Here is a 17,091-nt window from a genome sequence, read left to right on the forward strand (position 1 = left end):
TTGGTCGGGCTTTTTTTTGTCCGGGATTTGAGTGGGAGCGTTTCGCCATGGATCTGTATCGTCGGTTGGGCTGCTCGTGGTTGCTGGTCCTGGCATTGTTGCCGGGCCTGTCGGTCGCGGCGGGCAAGTGCGAGCGGCTTGTTGTCACCGGCAGCCCGGATGCTCCGCCGTACCTCTGGCAGGATCCGCAGAACCCCAAGCAACTGATCGGTGCCAGTGCCGACCTGTTGCAACAGGTGGCCAAAGAGCTGGGGATCAAAGTCGATCTGTTGTATGCCGGCAAGCGTTCCCAGGCCCTCGAAGAGGTGCGCAGCGGGCGCATGGACATACTGGCCGACGCGCCGCTGACCTTCAATGAACTGGAAAACCTCGACTACATTCACCCGCCGTTGCTGGAAAACGACTACCTGGTGTGGACGCGCAAGGGCTCAACCCTGGTTTACAGCGAAGCTAAAGACCTGCACGGGCACACCGGCGGCCTGTCGGAAAAGTCTCGAATGACCCCGGCATTTGCCACTTTCGCCGATCAGCAATTGGCCCTGATCCGTACGGCAAACCTGACCCAGGCGTTTCAGAAGCTTCTGCTGGGCGAGGTGGAATATGTACTTGCCGGTCGCTATTCGGGCATGGCGGCCGCTCAGGCATTGGGCATGGCCAATGATCTGCTGGCCTTCGAACAACCCATCGATCGGCCCGGTCTGTTCCTCGCGGTTTCGCACAACTCGGCCTGCAACGATCCGTGGTTGCGCGGACAGCTGGCCAAAAAGATGACAGAATTGCCCGCGTCCGGCCTGACGGAAGCCGCGCTGCAACGCAACATCGAGCGCTGGAAGGCGCAGCAGCAACAGCCACCGCAACCACCTGTCAGCGCCCCAAAACAGTAGGGATTCTTAGTGAGTAATCGACTTCTTTTCGCGGCCATGGCCGTCCTGGCCATGGCCGGTTGCGCCAGCGATCCGGCCCCCAACGAACAAATGCGTCTGACCGAGCAGGCCCTTGAGCAAGCCAAAGCCGTGGGCGCCACCGCCGAAGACGTGCCGGAAATGAAACTGGCAGAAGACAAATTCAACCGGGCCAAAGGCAGCATGGCGGGTGAGTCCTACAAGAATGCGCGGATGCGCTTCGAACAGGCCGAACTCGACGCACGCCTGGCGGAAGCCAAAGTGCTGACCCAGAAGAGCGAAGAGCAAGTGAATGTGCTCAACACCCGCATCGTCCGACTGCGCAAGCAACTGGGAGATGCCCAATGAGCCTGACGTCCAAAGCCCTCGGCGCTCTGATCCTTGCCGGTTGCGCCAGCCTCTACGGCTGCGCCGGTCAGCACAGCGAATCCGCATTGCAGCAGGCCAGCAGTGACTTCCAGAAGGTCAAGGAAGATTCCAATGTGCTGCGTATCGCGCCGAAGGACGTGATCCGCGCCGGTGAGTCCCTGGCCCGCGCCGATCGCCTGTCGACGTACTGGGGCAGCGGCTCGGATGTAGTGCATTATGCCTACCTGAGTCAGCGCTACAGCGAAATCGCCCGCGAGCACACCAATCAGGTGCTCAACCAAGAACGTGTGGCGAAGCTGGAACTTGAGCGCCAGCGCCTGCAACTGGCCCTGCGCGAGTCCAAACTGCTGAGCGTGCAGCAGCAGGGCAAATGGCTGGAGGAGCAGATCGTCGCACTGGCCACCACCCAGACCGACCGTGGCCTGGTGATGACCCTGGGTGATGTGTTGTTCGACACCGGCGAAGCCGAACTGAAAAACTCGGCCAACCGCGTGGTGTTGAAGATTGTGCAATTCCTGCAACTGAACCCGAAACGTATCGTGCGGATCGAGGGTTACACCGACAGCACCGGCGGCAAGCAGGAAAACCTCAAGCTGTCCCGCGACCGCGCGCAGTCGGTGGCCGATGTGCTGACTGACCTGGGCATCGACGAAAAGCGCATTCAGGTCGAAGGCTACGGCGACGAATACCCGGTGGACGCCAACGCTTCCGAACGTGGTCGTGCGCAGAACCGTCGGGTGGAAATCGTGTTCTCCGACGAAAAAGGCCAGCTCGGCGCCGCCCGCTGAGGGGGCGTTACTGGAAAGCCCGGGCTGTCAGGCAGCACCGGGCTTTTTTTCGTCTGTCGATTCCCTCACAAAGCGGTACAGATTTAACCGACACAGCACTGTATGGTTGACTAATATGGCAACTGTCCCAGTACACTTCCAAACTGTTCCGGTATTGTTTCACACAAGAATAAAACGCCCGTGAAATCGAGTGCTGCGTCATGACCAATCTCTTGCTCTACCAACGTATTGCTCAACAGCTGGCCGAAGATATCCGCCGCGGCGTCTATCAACCGGGCGAGCGCGTGCCTTCGGTGCGCAAGATGAGTTCGCAGCTCAACGTCAGTCATGCGACGGTGTTGCAGGCTTACGCCAACCTTGAGGATCAGGGCCTGATCCGTGCGCGGCCGCAATCCGGCTACTACGTGCACCAGACCCCGGCACTGACGGCGCCCACGCCGGACATCGCCCGGGTCGAACGGCCAGGCCTGGTCACCCGCAGCAGCATCATTCAGCAAGTATTGGTCGAATCCCGTCGTGAAGGCGTGTTCCCGCTGGGGGCGGCGGTGCCGAGTGTCGATTATCTGCCGGTGCGTGCCCTGCATCAGCAACTGGCCAAGGTCACCCGCTTTCACAGCCCTCGGGCGTTCAGCTACATGTTCAGCCCCGGTTTCGAACCGCTGCGCCGGCAGGTGGCGATTCGCATGCGTGATGCAGGCGTGGTGGTCGACCCTTCGGAAGTGGTGATCACCCACGGTTGCGTCGACGCCTTGCAGATGTCGTTGCGGGTGCTGACCCGGCCTGGCGATCTGATCGCCGCCGAGTCGCCGACCTATTACGGACTGCTGCAACTGGCCGATCTACTGGGGCTGAAAGTCATCGAGATCCCCAGCGACCCCGCCACCGGCATGAGCCTCGAAGCCCTGCAACTGGCGGCCAACCAATGGTCGATCAAGGCCCTGGTGCTGACCACTCGCCTGAGCAATCCACTGGGCGGCACCATGCCCGAAGAGCGCCAGAAACAGCTGTTGCGGCTGGCCTCGGACTTCGACATCCAGATCGTCGAAGACGACATCTATGGCGAGTTGATGTTCGAGCAGGGCCGTACCAAGTCGCTCAAGGCTTACGACCGGCTCGACCGGGTGATTTATTGCTCGAGTTTTTCCAAGACGTTATCGCCCGGTGTACGCATCGGCTGGATGATCGCCGGCAAGTACCAGCAGGAAATCCAGCGTCTGCAGACCTTCAGCACCCATTCGGCGTGCAGCGTCACGCAAATGGCCATCGCGGCGTATCTGGAAAACGGCGGCTATGACCGGCATTTACGGTACATCCGTCAGGAATACCGAAAAAATCTCAGTGCTTTCCAGCTGGCGGTTCAGCAGTACTTTCCCGAAGGCACGCAGATGACCCGGCCCACCGGTGGATTCATTCTGTGGGTCAGTCTGCCGGGACGGGTCAACACCCAGGAGCTGCATGTGCGGGCGCTGCAACAGGGCATCAGCATTGCGCCGGGCCTGATCTTCAGCAACACCGAACAGTTCAATCACTGCATCCGGTTGAACTGCGGCACTCCGTGGAATCGTGAGGCGGAACGGGCACTGATGACCCTGGGCATGTTGGCGACCCAGCTCTGCCAGGAGATGGCCGGCGGATTTTGAAACAATGGCGGAGCTTGTCAGGTGGCGCCCAACAGGCGAGCATATGGTCCTCTGCCGTTAGCTTCGTTGGGTTCATGAAAGCGACATTTTCTGCTGCCTGGGTTGTGCTCTGCCTGTTGATGATGGGTCATGTGCCTGGCGTTTTGGCGGCTGCGGTTCAGGAAAAGGCGCCGGCCAGTGCCACCGCGAAAAAACCGGTCACGGCCAGGAAAAACGTTCCAGCGAAGCAATCACCGCAGAAAAAGGCTGTTCCCACCACGAGGCGCGCCCCGGTCGCCTCCAAGTCCAAGTCGGCGAAAGAAGTGGCCAAGATGCCGCTGCCGCCGGCGAAGCTCGATTTGAGTCTGCCAAAGGACATGGTGCAGGAATTGAAACCTCCCGGCTCCGTGACAATGCCCAAGCGTGAGCCGATCCTGCCGCAAATGTTCGGCGACAAAAACAGCGGGTTCCAGCTCAACGGCCGTCTGCTCAGCAACGAAATGCAGTTGCAACTGCGCAATGAGGAGCGCCGGGAAGTCGAAGGTGCGGCGCTGGATTTCGAGTTCAAGCAGTAAATCGCTTCCGTCGGTGACCCGCAGACCAGACGCTTTGTCGGAGACTGGTCAGTCACTTTCGTTTCTGCGTAAAAACCCCGGTTCAGGCAATTTAAAACAGCCGTTTAAGCGGTTACCCTGTTCCGCGTCCCTTTAATACATTACCCGCTGCGAGGAACGCGTCGTCATGAAATGCCGTGAAGGCTGTGGCGCCTGCTGTATTGCCCCTTCCATCAGTTCGCCGATTCCAGGCATGCCCGATGGCAAACCTGCCGGTGAACGCTGCGTTCAGTTGTCGGTCGATAACCTGTGCAACATTTTCGGCCGACCCGAGCGTCCGGCGGTGTGCTCAGGATTCAAGGCCGATCCGGAAGTCTGCGGCAGCAGCCAGGCAGACGCGATCAGGCTGCTCGGCTGGTGGGAGCAGATGACGGCCGCGTGATGTGTCAAACGAACGGAACTTCAACAATAAGGAACAAGACTATGGGTTCGCTGCATCGTATCGCTGTGTTGTGTGGTTTGACTGCCGTGCTGGCCACGTCGGCCGCCCAGGCTGAAGACTGGAAAGTCGCCAGGAACGAGGACGGCATCAAGGTCTCCCTGAGCGAAGTGCCGGGTTCGGACTACAAGTCTTATCAGGGCGTGACCGTGATGAAGACTACCATCGCCAAATTGCGCGCCTTGCAGGAAGACGTTTCCGGTGCCTGCGCCTGGATTCACGAGTGCAAGACCCAGAAACTGCTCAAGCACGAAGGCGACCAGAGCTGGACCTACACCCAGTTCAACACGCCATGGCCGGTGACTCCGCGCGATTCGATCCTGCATGTCACCACCGTCGAAGGCGCCGATGGCAGCCTGACCCGTAATCTGGAAGGTGTGCCGAAGTACCTGCCTGAAGAAAAGGGCTTTGTGCGGGTCGCTCAGGTCAAAGGTTTCTGGAAGTTCGTGCCGAAAGGCGATCAGGTTGAAGTGACCTATCAGGTTCACACCGAGCCGGGTGGCAGCGTGCCGTCGATGATCGCGAACAAGTTTGTGGTCGACGCACCGTTCAACACCCTGAAAGCCTTGAAGGAACGCGCCGAGCAGTAAACATCGCGTTCATTTGCAAGCGCCCCGAAGAATTCGGGGCGTTTTGTTTTGCAGGTTTATTGTGTTTCCGGACATGCGTTGAACGAAATTTTCACAAAGTCTCCAAGACAATTCGCCCGCGCTGTTTGCACCTGTCCCGCTGCGCTGTGCCTTTAATGAAAGCCTGCGGCAGCGGGTACGAATCAATGGCAATGCCGCCGGTGATCGTGCAACATTTGCGCTCCGCGCAAGCCCCGGGGCCTGGAATGGCCAACAGAGGGCAGGGCGCAGCTGAATTTTTGCAACTTCAACTTCCAATGGGTCCTAAAACGACATGGCAAACCCGGACGCCCTGAGTCAGCAGCGATCTTCCAGTCGCCTGCTGCAACCGACCGTCAAATCGCATCTGGCCTACACGCTCCTGTGCGCGCTGGTCATGATGGTGATGTTTTCCGTGCTGCGCCTCGCGCTGCTGGTCTACAACCGCGAGATGATCCTCGACACCCCGGCCTCGACCTTCCTCGAAGCCTTCGCCAACGGCCTGCGCTTCGATGTGCGTCTGGTGGTGTATATCTGCATTCCGCTGGTGCTGGCGCTGTTCAGTGCCCAGGCCATGGCGGCGCGCGGGTTCTTCCGCCTGTGGCTGACCGTCGCTTCGAGCGTCGCGCTGTTCCTCGGCCTGATGGAGATGGACTTCTATCGCGAGTTCCACCAGCGCCTCAACGGCCTGGTGTTCCAGTATGTGAAGGAAGACCCGAAAACCGTGATGAGCATGCTCTGGTACGGTTTCCCGGTGGTGCGTTACCTGCTGGCGTGGGCCGTGGGCACGCTGATCCTGACTCTGGCGTTCAAGGGCGCCGACCGTCTGACCCGTCCGCGTGGCCCGTTCAGCGGTGGCAATGTCGGCACCCGTCAAGTGGCGCCATGGTATGCGCGTCTGACGGTGTTCGTGGTGTGCCTGCTGGTCTGTGTGGTGGCCGCTCGCGGCACCCTGCGCCAAGGCCCGCCGCTGCGTTGGGGTGACGTGTACACCACCGAATCGAACTTCGCCAACCAGCTCGGCCTCAACGGCACGCTGTCGCTGATCGCAGCGGCCAAGGATCGCATGGGCGAGGATCGCGACAACATCTGGAAAGCCACGCTGCCGCAGGATCAGGCGCAGAAAGTGGTGCGCGAGATGCTGGTGATGCCGGACGACAAACTGGTCGATGCCGATATTGCCGCCGTGCGTCGTGAATACACACCGCCTGCCGACAAGACCCTGCCGATCAAGAACGTCGTCGTGATCCTGATGGAAAGCATGGCCGGTCACTCGGTCGGTGCTCTGGGCGCGCCGGGCAACATCACGCCGTACCTCGACAAGCTGTCGAAGGAAGGCCTGCTGTTCGACCGCTTCTTCTCCAACGGCACCCATACCCACCAGGGCATGTTCGCCACCATGGCCTGCTTCCCGAACCTGCCGGGTTTCGAATACCTGATGCAGACCCCGGAAGGCAGCCACAAACTGTCCGGTCTGCCGCAGTTGCTCAGCGCCCGCAACTATGACGACGTGTACGTCTATAACGGTGACTTCGCCTGGGACAACCAGTCCGGGTTCTTCAGCAACCAGGGCATGACCAACTTCGTTGGCCGCAACGATTTCGTCAACCCGGTGTTCTCCGATCCGACCTGGGGCGTGTCCGACCAGGACATGTTCGACCGTGGCCTGGTGGAGCTCAAGGCGCGGGAAAACGGCAAGCCGTTCTACGCGCTGCTGCAGACCCTGTCCAACCATACGCCTTACGCCTTGCCGACGCCGTTGCCGGTCGAGCGCGTCACGGATCGTGGCCCGCTCAACGAGCACCTGACCGCCATGCGTTATTCGGACTGGGCGTTGGGCCAGTTCTTCGAGAAGGCCCGCAAGGAGCCGTACTTCAAGGAAACCCTGTTCGTCATCGTCGGCGACCACGGTTTCGGCAACGAACGTCAGATCACTGAAATGGACCTGGGCCGCTTCAACGTGCCGATGCTGATGATCGCGCCGGGCATCCAGGAAAAATTCGGTACCCGTGACCACACCGTGGGCACGCAAATCGACATCGTGCCAACCATCATGGGTCGCCTCGGTGGCGAAGTGCGCCATCAGTGCTGGGGCCGCGATCTGCTGAACCTGCCGCAGGGTGACACCGGTTTCGGTGTGATCAAGCCGTCGGGCAGCGAGCAGACCACTGCCATCGTCACCGCCGACCAGATCCTGGTGCTGCCGAAAGAGAAGGAAATGGCACCGAAGATCTATCAGTACGAACTGGGCGCCAACCCGCACGCCGAAGTGGTACCGGATGCACCGCGCACAGCCGAGCTGAAACTCAAGCTCGAAGCGTTCCTGCAAACGGCGACCAAGAGCCTGATCGACAATACCGCCGGTGTGGTTAACGGCAAGCCGGACTGATCAGTCGGCACAATAAAAAAGAGGCCTTTTGAAAGGCCTCTTTTTTTTGTCGGTCAAACCGTCATATCCGACCCAGTAACAACAACACCAACAGGACTACCAGCACGACACCGATAATGCCCGACGGGCCATAACCCCAACTTCTGGAGTGCGGGAAGACCGGCAGACCACCGATCAGCAACAGGATCAGGATAATGATAAGAATTGTGCCCATGTCGAATTCCTTGTTGATAGTGTCTGAGATGTCTTGGTGTTCAAGGGCAGCTGGAAGTTGAATTAAATCCAGCCGGCTTACAAATTCCGACTGGTGCGCAAGAAAGAAAATTCAATGTTTTTTTAAGGTATTTGGCTCGCGTGCTTATTTCGTTTGTTGTCGCGGTTTGCCCTCGCCATTCAGCAATCTGATGGAGCGTGGGTCGCTGGGGATCCTTCGCTACACTCCGCGCATCTTCCCCGGAACAACAAGGCTGTCTGCTATGCAAAATCGCATGATGATCACTGGCGCGGGCTCTGGCCTGGGTCGCGAAATCGCGCTGCGCTGGGCGCGTGAAGGCTGGCAACTGGCCTTGTCCGACGTCAGCGAGCCCGGTTTGCAAGAGACCCTGAAACTCGTTCGCGAGGCCGGCGGCGACGGCTTCATCCAGCGCTGCGACGTGCGCGATTACAGCCAGCTAACGGCGTTCGCCCAGGCCTGCGAAGTGAAACTTGGCGGCATCGACATCATCGTCAACAACGCCGGTGTGGCGTCGGGCGGGTTCTTCAGCGAGTTGTCGCTGGAGGACTGGGACTGGCAGATCGCGATCAACCTGATGGGCGTGGTCAAGGGCTGCAAGGCGTTTCTGCCGCTGCTGGAACAGAGCAAGGGCAAGATCATCAACATCGCCTCGATGGCCGCGCTGATGCAGGGCCCCGCGATGAGCAACTACAACGTGGCCAAGGCCGGGGTGGTGGCACTGTCGGAAAGCCTGTTGATCGAACTGGCCCAGCAGGAAGTCGGGGTGCATGTGGTCTGCCCGTCGTTCTTCCAGACCAATCTGCTGGATTCTTTCCGTGGGCCTACGCCGGCGATGAAAGCCCAGGTCGGCAAGTTGCTGGAAAGTTCGCCGATCACTGCCAGCGATATTGCCGACTACATCTACAGGCAGGTCGCGGCCGGCGAGTTCATGATCCTGCCCCACGAACAAGGACGCATGGCCTGGGCGCTCAAACAGAAGAATCCGCAGCTGCTGTACAACGAAATGACCGCGATGGCCGAAAAGATGCGCGCCAAGGCCAGACAGAACAACGGCTGAACTTGCCCGGGGTTCGCCGCATCGTTAGGGTGGCCGCAACAGTCACCCTGACGAGATGCCTTGCATGCTCAACTACCTGTGGTTTTTCCTGGCCGCGTTGTTCGAAATCGCCGGCTGTTTCGCGTTCTGGATGTGGTTGCGCCAGGGCAAGAGCGCGTTGTGGGTGATCCCGGCGCTGATCAGCCTGACCCTGTTCGCGCTGCTGTTGACGCGCATCGAAGCGACCTACGCCGGTCGCGCCTACGCCGCCTACGGTGGCATCTACATCATTGCTTCGATTGGCTGGCTGGCAGTGGTCGAGCGTATCCGTCCGCTGGGTTCGGACTGGATCGGTGTGGCGCTGTGTGTGATCGGGGCAAGCGTGATCCTGTTCGGGCCACGGTTTTCCGCGAGCTGAATCTCGCAGGCGTGAAGGAAATGTCTGAAGGCCGGCGCGACTTGGCGCGTAGGGAATGACTGAATTGCCCGGCATGCATTGTAGGGCGGTCGAAAGCCGCGCATCTTCAAGGCTCGCAAACCTTGAAGGACACCTCCCATGCTTGTACTCAGCCGTGTTGTCGGGGAACTGATTTCCATCGGCGACAACATCACTCTGCGCGTTCTGGCGGTCAACGGATCCAGCGTGCGGTTCGGCGTCGAAGCGCCGGAGCAGATCGGCGTGCATCGCGCCGAGGTCTACGAACGGATCCAGCGCAAACAGGCCAGCGGCAAGGGCCGCTGACCGTTTTCAGTCGAACAGGTGCTTGGGTACGTCGTGCTTGAGCATCAACTGGCATTGCTCGCTTTCCGGATCGAAGACAATCAGCGCCTGACCCTTGGTCAATGCCTGGCGAACCCGCAGCACGCGGGTTTCCAGCGGGGTGTCGTCACCGTTGTCGGTACCGTCGCGGGTGACGAAATCCTCGATCAGGCGGGTGAGCGTGTCGACTTCGAGCGCATCGTAGGGAATCAGCATGGGCACCTCGGCTAAATCAATGTCGGGATGCTACGGCGAATGACCGCCGAGGGCCAGACTCAACTGTCCGAGCGTTGCCCCACCAGGCTGTCCACCGACGGTACACGGGTGTCGCTCTCCATCTGCGTCTCGTGTTCGATCTGATGACTGAAGCGGTCCAGTGACCCGGTGGCCGGTTGTGCGTCACTGGCGAACACCGGCGGACTCAGAATGTACGCCCCCAGCAAGCGACTGAGTGCGGCCAGGCTGTCGATGTGCGTGCGTTCGTAACCGTGGGTGGCGTCGCAGCCGAAGGCGAGCAGGGCGGTGCGGATGTCGTGACCGGCGGTGACCGCCGAGTGGGCATCGCTGAAGTAATAGCGAAACAGGTCGCGGCGCACCGGCAGTTCGTGCTCACCCGCCAGACGCAACAGGTGCCGCGACAGGTGATAGTCGTACGGCCCGCCGGAATCCTGCATCGCCACGCTCACGGCATGTTCGCTGGAGTGCTGGCCGGGTGCGACCGGAGCGATGTCGATGCCGACGAATTCGCTGACATCCCACGGCAGGGCCGCCGCCGCGCCGCTGCCGGTTTCTTCGGTGATGGTGAACAGCGGATGGCAGTCGATCATCAGCTCCTGACCGCTGTCGACGATGGCTTTCAGCGCTGCCAGCAACGCGGCGACGCCGGCCTTGTCGTCCAGATGCCGGGCGCTGATGTGGCCGCTTTCGGTGAACTCCGGCAGCGGGTCGAAGGCCACCACATCGCCGACGCTGATGCCCAGCGAATCGCAGTCGGCGCGGGTTGCGCAGTAGGCGTCCAGACGCAGTTCGACGTGGTCCCAGCTGATCGGCATCTCGTCCACGGCGGTGTTGAAGGCATGCCCGGACGCCATCAACGGCAACACGCTGCCGCGAATCACGCCATTGTCGGTGAACAGGCTGACGCGGCTGCCCTCGGCGAATCGGCTCGACCAGCAGCCGACCGGGGCGAGGGTCAGTCGGCCGTTGTCTTTCACCGCGCGCACAGCGGCGCCGATCGTGTCCAGATGCGCCGACACTGCGCGATCGGGGCTGTTTTTCTTGCCCTTGAGGGTGGCGCGGATCGTGCCGCGACGGGTCATTTCGAAGGGGATGCCGAGTTCTTCCAGACGCTCGGCGACGTAACGCACGATGGTGTCGGTGAACCCGGTGGGGCTTGGAATGGCGAGCATTTCCAGCAGGACTTTCTGCAGGTAATTCAGATCCGGTTGGGGAATTTGGGTGGTCATGGAAACTCCTGTTGCGGGGCGTCATTCGCGCGTTCAACGCGGGAATGACGCCGAAGAGAGATCAAACGGCCGGCTGACTGTGCGGAAACAGCAGATCGACGAACCGCTCGGCCGTCGGTTGCGGCTCATGATTGGCCAGACCCGCTCGCTCGTTGGCTTCGATGAACACGTATGCGGGTTGATCCGCCGCCGGCACCATCAGGTCGAGGCCGACCATCGGGATCTCCAGCGCCCTGGCCGCACGCACGGCGGCCTCGGCCAAGGTCGGATGCAGAATCGCCGTGACGTCTTCCAGCGTGCCGCCGGTGTGCAGGTTGGCCGTGCGCCGCACGAACAGATGCTCACCGGCCGGCAGTATGCTGCTGTAGTCGTAACCGGCCGCGTGCAGGGTGCGTTGGGTTTCGTTATCCAGCGGAATCTTGCTTTCGCCGCTGGTGGCCGCTTGCCGGCGCCGGCTCTGGGCTTCGATCAGTGCGCCGATAGAATGATGGCCGTCGCCGACCACCTCCGCCGGCCGACGGATCGCCGCCGCCACTACCTCGAAACCGATCACCAGAATCCGCAGGTCGAAGCCTTCGTGGAAGCTTTCGAGCAGCACGCGAGTGTCGAATTGCCTGGCCGCTTCGATGGCCTGCTGCACCTCCTCGATGCTCTGCAGATCCACCGCTACGCCCTGACCCTGTTCGCCATCCAGCGGTTTGACCACCACTCTGTGGTGCTCATCAAGGAACGCCAGATTGTCGTCCGCATTCCCTGCCAACTGCTGCGACGGCACATTCAACCCGGCGGCTTTCAACACTTTGTGGGTCAGGCTTTTGTCCTGGCACAGGTTCATGCTGATGGCGCTGGTCAGGTCGCTCAGGGATTCGCGGCAACGGACCCGGCGCCCGCCGTGACTGAGGGTGAACAGCCCGGCATCGGCGTCATCCACTTGCACGTCGATGCCGCGTCGATGGGCCTCCTCGACGATGATCCGCGCATAAGGGTTGAACTGCGCCTCCGGCCCGGGCCCGAGAAACAAGGGCTGGTTGATGCCGTTCTTGCGCTTGATGGCGAACGTCGGCAGGTTGCGAAAACCGAGTTTGGCGTAGAGGTTTTTTGCCTGCCGATTGTCATGCAGCACCGACAGATCGAGGTAGCTCAGGCCGCGACTCATGAAGTGTTCAATCAGATGCCGTACCAGCACTTCGCCGACACCGGGACGCGAACACTGCGGATCGACCGCCAGGCACCACAAACTGCTGCCGTTTTCCGGGTCGTTGTAGGCCTTCTGGTGATTGAGGCCCATGACGCTGCCGATCACCGCGCCGCTGTCATCGTCTTCGGCCAGCCAGTACACCGGCCCCCCCTCTTGGTGTGGGGTGAGCAGGGTGGCGTCGATCGGCAACATGCCGCGCGCCTGATACAGCTGATTGATCGCCTGCCAGTCTGCGTCACTTTGCGCACGACGAATGCGAAAGCCACGAAACACGCGGGTGGCCTGACGATAATCGCTGAACCACAGGCGCAGGGTGTCGGACGGGTCGAGAAACAGTTGGGTCGGTTCCAGGCCGAGAATCTGCTGCGGCGCGGCGACGTACAAGGCGATGTCGCGCTCGCCCGGTTGTTCATTGAGCAACTCCCGGGCGAGACTCGCCGGATCGGGAAACGTGTGGCCGATCAGCAACCGGCCCCAACCGCAATGCACCGCAATCGGCTTGGCGGCAGGCTCGCTGCCGTCTTCGGCCAGACGCGCCTGCAAGCGCTCATAGGACGGCGTCTGACCGCGCAGCAGGCGTTGGCTGTAAGCCGTGGCGTGAGGTTTCATCGATCAGATTCCTTGTTCGCTGAGCCACAGGTTCAGGGCTGCCAGTTGCCACAGTTTGGAACCGCGCAGAGGCGTCAGTTGACCTTGTGGATCAGTGAGTAGCTTGTCGAGCATCGCCGGGTTGAACAGGCCGCGATCCTGACTCGGATCGAGCAGCAGTTCGCGGACCCAGCTCAGCGTATCGCCCTGCAGATGCTTGAGGCCCGGCACCGGGAAGTAACCTTTCTTGCGGTCGATCACTTCGCTTGGGATGACCTGTCGCGCGGCTTCTTTCAACACCTGCTTGCCGCCGTCCGGCAGCTTGAACCGGCCCGGAATGCGGGCCGACAATTCCACCAGTCGATAGTCGAGAAACGGTGTGCGCGCCTCCAGGCCCCAGGCCATGGTCATGTTGTCGACGCGTTTGACCGGGTCGTCCACCAGCATCACCGTGCTGTCCAGACGCAGGGCCTTGTCGACCGCGGCATCGGCGCCGGGCTGTGCGAAATGTTCCTTCACGAAGTCGCCGGCAGCGTCATTGGCAGTCAGCCATTTCGGCTGCACCGTGGCGGCGTAATCGTCGTAGCTGCGGTCGAAAAACGCCTGGCGATAGGCCGCATACGGATCGGCCGCGCCATCGACTTGCGGATACCAGTGATAACCGGCGAACAACTCGTCGGCACCCTGGCCGCTCTGCACCACTTTGCAGTGCTTGGCCACTTCGCGGGACAACAGATAGAAAGCGATGCAGTCGTGGCTGACCATCGGTTCGCTCATGGCGCGGAAGGCGGCGGGCAGTTGCTCGATGATCTCTTTTTCATCAATGCGCAGTTGATGGTGCTGAGTGCCGTAGTGCCTGGCGATCAGGTCGGAATACTGGAATTCGTCGCCGCGCTCGCCGCCGGCATCCTGGAAGCCGATGGAAAAGGTCGACAGGTTCTCCACGCCGACTTCGCGCAGCAGGCCCACCAGCATGCTCGAATCGACACCGCCGGACAGCAGCACGCCGACATCCACCGCCGCCCGTTGACGGATCGCCACGGCTTCGCGAGTGCTGTCGAGCACGCGGTCGCGCCAGTCTTCCAGGGTCAGGTTTTGCTCATCGTCGTGAGGGCCGTAGGGCAGCGTCCACCAGGTTTTCTGCTCGGTGGTGCCGTCCGCTTCAATGCGCATCCAGCTCGCTGGCGGCAGTTTTTCGATGCCGGCCAGCAGGGTGCGCGGCGCGGGCACCACGGCGTGGAAGTTCAGGTAGTGGTTGAGCGCCACCGGATCGAGGATCGGGTTGATGTCACCGCCCTTGAGCAGCGCCGGCAGGGCCGAGGCAAAACGCAAACGCTGGCCGGTGCGCGACAGGTACAGCGGCTTGACGCCGAGACGGTCACGGGCGATGAACAGGCGCTGGGCATCACGCTCCCAGATGGCGAAGGCAAACATGCCGTTGAGTTTCGGCAGCAGCGCTTCGCCCCAGGCGTGATAACCCTTGAGCAGCACTTCGGTGTCGCCGCCGGAATAAAACGCGTAACCCAGCGCTTCAAGTTCGGCGCGCAGTTCCGGGAAGTTGTAAATCGCCCCGTTGAAGGCCAGGGACAGACCCAGTTGGCTGTCGATCATCGGCTGCGCCGAACCGTCCGACAGGTCCATGATTTTCAGGCGTCGATGACCCAGGGCTATCGGCCCCTGGGCATGGAAGCCCCACGCGTCGGGGCCGCGAGGCGCCAGGTGATGGGTGATTCGCTCGATGGCTGCAAGGTCTGCAGGTTGTTGATCAAAACGTAACTCGCCAGCTAATCCGCACATAAAGTCCTTACCGGTTTTTCCGTTGGGGAGGGTGTCGCTGCACCGTGCCGAAATGGCCGGTACCCAGAAACTGACCCGGCTGGGATGTGGGAGTTTTAGAACGATCAGTTATAAGTGGATTGGCTGGATAGATGGTCCCTCAACGTCCGGCAAAGCGCTTGCCCCACCACTCGACCAAGCATCGGCTGAAAACTGATCGAGAGAGGAGCCAGCGTGTTGCCTGACGCAGGGTGGCTGACCGATCGTCATTTGCCCCGAATCAGACGGCGCAGGGCAAAGCGATTTGGATGACAGGCTTGCGCCACGCTGCCGGGCAGCGGCAAGGGTTCGTTGTCCAGCCAGGCGGCCAGCAGTTCACCCGATAGGGGGGCGGTGATCAATCCGCGTGAGCCATGGCCGCTGTTGACGTACAAACCCTCCAGCCACGGGCAGGCGACATCCGGTACCTGCCGGGCGTCCTTGCCCAGTGCCGCGTAGGCCTGGTCGAAGGCTTCGCGATCGGCGAGCGGGCCGACGATCGGCAGGTAATCGGGGCTGGTGCAACGGAAGGCTGCCCGGCCCTGAAGGCTGTCGGCGTCGAGTTCGCTGATGTTCAGGCGCGTGACCAGATCCGTGGAGATCTCTTCGAGCATCGCCAGATTGCCCAGGTGTTCGGCGGTGGTCGGGGTCAGGTCGTGGTTGTTGAAATCGAAACTGGCACCGAGCGTGTGTTCGCCCAGGCGTGCCGGTGCGACATAGCCTTCGGCGCACACGACGGTGGCCAGCGCCTGGCTAGGCGCGGTCTGCGCCAGGCGAGTGATCTGCCCGCGAATGCGCTTGAGAGGCAGGTCGGCGCTCTGGGGGAAACGCTTGATGTCGGCGGCGCCGGCCAGCACCACGACGGGGGCTGTTGCGAGCCGTTTTTCACCGTCGAAGGCTTGCCACTGGCCGTCGAACTTGCGCAGTTCCACGGCTTCCCGATGGGACAGCAGCGTGATGCCCGGCCTTGCGGCTTGCGCCTGACACAACGCCGGCGGATGCACCCAGCCGCCCTCGGGATAATACAAACCGCCGTGGGCCAGACCGATCCCGGCGCGGGCCTGCGCTTGGGGCTGATCGAGCCATTGCAGCAGGTCTTCGGGAAACGCGGCCGCCAGTTGCGCCTGACGCTCGCGTTCCTTTTCATTGAACGCCAGTTGCAGCACGCCGCAGTCGTCCCAGTCGGTACCGCGTTGCAGGTTTTCCAGCAGGCGCCGGGTGTAGCCGAAACCGCTGACGATCAACTGCGACAGTGCCGTGCCATGGGCGGACAGTTTCAGATACAGCACGCCTTGGGGGTTGCCTGAAGCTTCCTGCGCCACCGCGTCATGTCGTTCCAGCAGGCTGACCTGCCAACCCCTTGCTGCGAGGCTGGCCGCCGTGGCGCAACCCGCCAGGCCGGCACCGATCACCAGGGCATGACGTTCTCCCGCGACCGGAGCAGGGCGGGCGAACCAGGGTTTTTCCGCTGCGGGAGGCGCAACGCCCTCGGGCCAGCCGAGAAACTCACCGCGCAGGATTTCCCATTTGTGGCCGATGCCCGGCGTGCGTTTCATCTTGAAGCCGGCGGCGTTGAGCAGGCGGCGCACCCAACCGGTGCTGGTAAAGGTGCTGATGGTCGAGCCGGGTGCCGCCAGCCGCGCCAGTTCGGCGAACAGTTCGGCGGTCCACATCTCGGGGTTTTTCGCTGGCGCAAAACCGTCGAGAAACCACGCGTCGATCTGCCCGTCCAGTTGCGGCAACTGCTCCAGCGCGTCACCGATCAACAGCGTCAGGGTCACCCGACCGTTATCCAGCACAATGCGCTGAAAGCCTTGATGGATGGCGACGTAATGCTTGAGAAGCTGATTGGAGAACGGCTGCAGGTCGGGCCACAACGCCAGCGCCCGTTGCAGATCGACGGGGCTCAACGGAAATTTTTCGACACTGACAAAGTGCAGCCGCGCACCGGCCACCGCGTGTTGTTCGAACAACTGCCAGGCGCAGAGAAAATTCAGCCCGGTGCCGAAGCCGGTTTCACCGATCACCAGGCGCCCATTCGCCGGCAGTGCGGCAAAACGCTCGGCCAGACGGTTCTGTTCGAGGAACACGTAGCGGGTTTCATCCAGCCCCGACTGGTCGGAAAAATACACATCGTCGAACACTCGCGAACGCGGGCGTCCCTGGTCATCCCAGTCGAGTTGGGCGTGGGGCATTACAGGTTTCATGGCAGGCTCGGCAGCGGCAAGGCGGCCATTCTAGCCGATCACGCAGGCGGCGCTTGAT

17 protein-coding genes are annotated in these 17,091 nt (G+C 61.5%); 11 read left to right on the plus strand and 6 right to left on the minus strand.

Features of this window, described 5'->3' with window-relative positions; translation table 11 throughout:
* Positions 1-47 precede the first annotated feature (47 nt).
* The 8 genes from L6D81_RS04045 to L6D81_RS04080 all read left to right on the plus strand — a co-directional run bounded on the left by L6D81_RS04045 (position 48) and on the right by L6D81_RS04080 (position 7,728).
* Entirely contained in the window at positions 48-884 is an 837-nt protein-coding gene (locus L6D81_RS04045; protein WP_236177984.1) for a substrate-binding periplasmic protein, read from the plus strand.
* 9 nt (positions 885-893) lie between these two features.
* Entirely contained in the window at positions 894-1,250 is a 357-nt protein-coding gene (locus L6D81_RS04050) for a DUF4398 domain-containing protein (protein WP_236177985.1), read from the plus strand.
* Positions 1,247-2,059 (plus strand): OmpA family protein, encoded by an 813-nt coding sequence (locus tag L6D81_RS04055; protein ID WP_236177986.1) that lies wholly within the window; start codon positions 1,247-1,249, stop codon positions 2,057-2,059. Before L6D81_RS04050 ends, L6D81_RS04055 begins: the two co-directional genes overlap by 4 nt.
* A gap of 200 nt (positions 2,060-2,259) precedes the next feature.
* Positions 2,260-3,699 (plus strand): aminotransferase-like domain-containing protein, encoded by a 1,440-nt coding sequence (locus L6D81_RS04060; RefSeq protein ID WP_236177987.1) that lies wholly within the window; start codon positions 2,260-2,262, stop codon positions 3,697-3,699.
* Positions 3,700-3,773: 74 nt separating this feature from the next.
* The gene (locus L6D81_RS04065; protein WP_236178107.1) at positions 3,774-4,253 is read left to right on the plus strand and encodes a translation initiation factor 2; all 480 of its coding nucleotides are present in this window, start codon (positions 3,774-3,776) and stop codon (positions 4,251-4,253) included.
* A 166-nt stretch (positions 4,254-4,419) separates the two neighbouring features.
* Positions 4,420-4,674, plus strand: a complete 255-nt coding sequence (locus L6D81_RS04070; RefSeq protein WP_236177988.1) for a YkgJ family cysteine cluster protein — start codon at positions 4,420-4,422, stop codon at positions 4,672-4,674.
* A gap of 41 nt (positions 4,675-4,715) precedes the next feature.
* Positions 4,716-5,321, plus strand: a complete 606-nt coding sequence (locus L6D81_RS04075; protein WP_236177989.1) for an START domain-containing protein — start codon at positions 4,716-4,718, stop codon at positions 5,319-5,321.
* 313 nt (positions 5,322-5,634) lie between these two features.
* Positions 5,635-7,728 (plus strand): LTA synthase family protein, encoded by a 2,094-nt coding sequence (locus L6D81_RS04080; RefSeq protein ID WP_236177990.1) that lies wholly within the window; start codon positions 5,635-5,637, stop codon positions 7,726-7,728.
* A gap of 61 nt (positions 7,729-7,789) precedes the next feature.
* Here L6D81_RS04080 and L6D81_RS04085 read toward each other — a convergent pair whose 3' ends face one another.
* Positions 7,790-7,942 carry a DUF3309 family protein gene (locus tag L6D81_RS04085; protein WP_003226960.1) on the minus strand — a complete coding sequence of 51 codons (153 nt, stop codon included), beginning with the start codon at positions 7,940-7,942 and terminating at the stop codon, positions 7,790-7,792.
* 262 nt (positions 7,943-8,204) lie between these two features.
* Between L6D81_RS04085 and L6D81_RS04090 the strand changes: the two genes are divergently transcribed.
* The 3 genes from L6D81_RS04090 (at position 8,205) to csrA (ending at position 9,741) form a co-directional block, all read left to right on the plus strand.
* Entirely contained in the window at positions 8,205-9,020 is an 816-nt protein-coding gene (locus L6D81_RS04090) for an SDR family oxidoreductase (protein WP_236177991.1), read from the plus strand.
* A gap of 64 nt (positions 9,021-9,084) precedes the next feature.
* Positions 9,085-9,417, plus strand: coding sequence for a YnfA family protein (locus tag L6D81_RS04095; protein WP_230732721.1), 333 nt, complete (start codon positions 9,085-9,087; stop codon positions 9,415-9,417).
* Between the two features lie 138 nt (positions 9,418-9,555).
* The gene (csrA, locus tag L6D81_RS04100) at positions 9,556-9,741 is read left to right on the plus strand and encodes a carbon storage regulator CsrA (protein WP_039770603.1); all 186 of its coding nucleotides are present in this window, start codon (positions 9,556-9,558) and stop codon (positions 9,739-9,741) included.
* Between the two features lie 6 nt (positions 9,742-9,747).
* Here csrA and L6D81_RS04105 read toward each other — a convergent pair whose 3' ends face one another.
* The 5 genes from L6D81_RS04105 to mnmC form a co-directional block, all read right to left on the minus strand.
* The gene (locus L6D81_RS04105; RefSeq protein ID WP_003192759.1) at positions 9,748-9,975 is read right to left on the minus strand and encodes a YheU family protein; all 228 of its coding nucleotides are present in this window, start codon (positions 9,973-9,975) and stop codon (positions 9,748-9,750) included.
* Positions 9,976-10,034: 59 nt separating this feature from the next.
* A complete protein-coding gene (locus tag L6D81_RS04110) occupies positions 10,035-11,225 on the minus strand; it encodes an osmoprotectant NAGGN system M42 family peptidase (RefSeq protein WP_236177992.1) in 1,191 nt (396 codons plus the stop codon).
* Between the two features lie 61 nt (positions 11,226-11,286).
* Positions 11,287-13,032: an N-acetylglutaminylglutamine synthetase gene (gene ngg, locus L6D81_RS04115; protein WP_236177993.1), complete on the minus strand. Its 1,746-nt coding sequence runs from the start codon at positions 13,030-13,032 to the stop codon at positions 11,287-11,289.
* Between the two features lie 3 nt (positions 13,033-13,035).
* Entirely contained in the window at positions 13,036-14,808 is a 1,773-nt protein-coding gene (locus L6D81_RS04120) for an N-acetylglutaminylglutamine amidotransferase (protein WP_236177994.1), read from the minus strand.
* A gap of 245 nt (positions 14,809-15,053) precedes the next feature.
* On the minus strand, positions 15,054-17,033 hold the full coding sequence (gene mnmC / locus L6D81_RS04125) for a bifunctional tRNA (5-methylaminomethyl-2-thiouridine)(34)-methyltransferase MnmC2/FAD-dependent 5-carboxymethylaminomethyl-2-thiouridine(34) oxidoreductase MnmC1 (RefSeq protein WP_236177995.1): 1,980 nt from the start codon (positions 17,031-17,033) through the stop codon (positions 15,054-15,056).
* Positions 17,034-17,091: the final 58 nt, after the last annotated feature.

The sequence above is a fragment of the Pseudomonas sputi genome, from assembly GCF_021603585.1.
Lineage (GTDB): Bacteria > Pseudomonadota > Gammaproteobacteria > Pseudomonadales > Pseudomonadaceae > Aquipseudomonas > Aquipseudomonas sputi.

Coding starts and splice junctions, on each gene's coding strand:
- ngg (WP_236177993.1), bottom strand. CDS start 13,032: ATGAAACCTCACGCCACGGCTTACAGCCAACGCCTGCTGCGCGGTCAG.
- L6D81_RS04085 (WP_003226960.1), bottom strand. CDS start 7,942: ATGGGCACAATTCTTATCATTATCCTGATCCTGTTGCTGATCGGTGGT.
- L6D81_RS04045 (WP_236177984.1), top strand. CDS start 48: ATGGATCTGTATCGTCGGTTGGGCTGCTCGTGGTTGCTGGTCCTGGCA.
- L6D81_RS04070 (WP_236177988.1), top strand. CDS start 4,420: ATGAAATGCCGTGAAGGCTGTGGCGCCTGCTGTATTGCCCCTTCCATC.
- csrA (WP_039770603.1), top strand. CDS start 9,556: ATGCTTGTACTCAGCCGTGTTGTCGGGGAACTGATTTCCATCGGCGAC.
- L6D81_RS04080 (WP_236177990.1), top strand. CDS start 5,635: ATGGCAAACCCGGACGCCCTGAGTCAGCAGCGATCTTCCAGTCGCCTG.
- L6D81_RS04060 (WP_236177987.1), top strand. CDS start 2,260: ATGACCAATCTCTTGCTCTACCAACGTATTGCTCAACAGCTGGCCGAA.
- L6D81_RS04110 (WP_236177992.1), bottom strand. CDS start 11,225: ATGACCACCCAAATTCCCCAACCGGATCTGAATTACCTGCAGAAAGTC.
- L6D81_RS04075 (WP_236177989.1), top strand. CDS start 4,716: ATGGGTTCGCTGCATCGTATCGCTGTGTTGTGTGGTTTGACTGCCGTG.
- L6D81_RS04090 (WP_236177991.1), top strand. CDS start 8,205: ATGCAAAATCGCATGATGATCACTGGCGCGGGCTCTGGCCTGGGTCGC.
- L6D81_RS04105 (WP_003192759.1), bottom strand. CDS start 9,975: ATGCTGATTCCCTACGATGCGCTCGAAGTCGACACGCTCACCCGCCTG.
- L6D81_RS04055 (WP_236177986.1), top strand. CDS start 1,247: ATGAGCCTGACGTCCAAAGCCCTCGGCGCTCTGATCCTTGCCGGTTGC.
- L6D81_RS04120 (WP_236177994.1), bottom strand. CDS start 14,808: ATGTGCGGATTAGCTGGCGAGTTACGTTTTGATCAACAACCTGCAGAC.
- L6D81_RS04065 (WP_236178107.1), top strand. CDS start 3,774: ATGAAAGCGACATTTTCTGCTGCCTGGGTTGTGCTCTGCCTGTTGATG.
- mnmC (WP_236177995.1), bottom strand. CDS start 17,033: ATGAAACCTGTAATGCCCCACGCCCAACTCGACTGGGATGACCAGGGA.
- L6D81_RS04095 (WP_230732721.1), top strand. CDS start 9,085: ATGCTCAACTACCTGTGGTTTTTCCTGGCCGCGTTGTTCGAAATCGCC.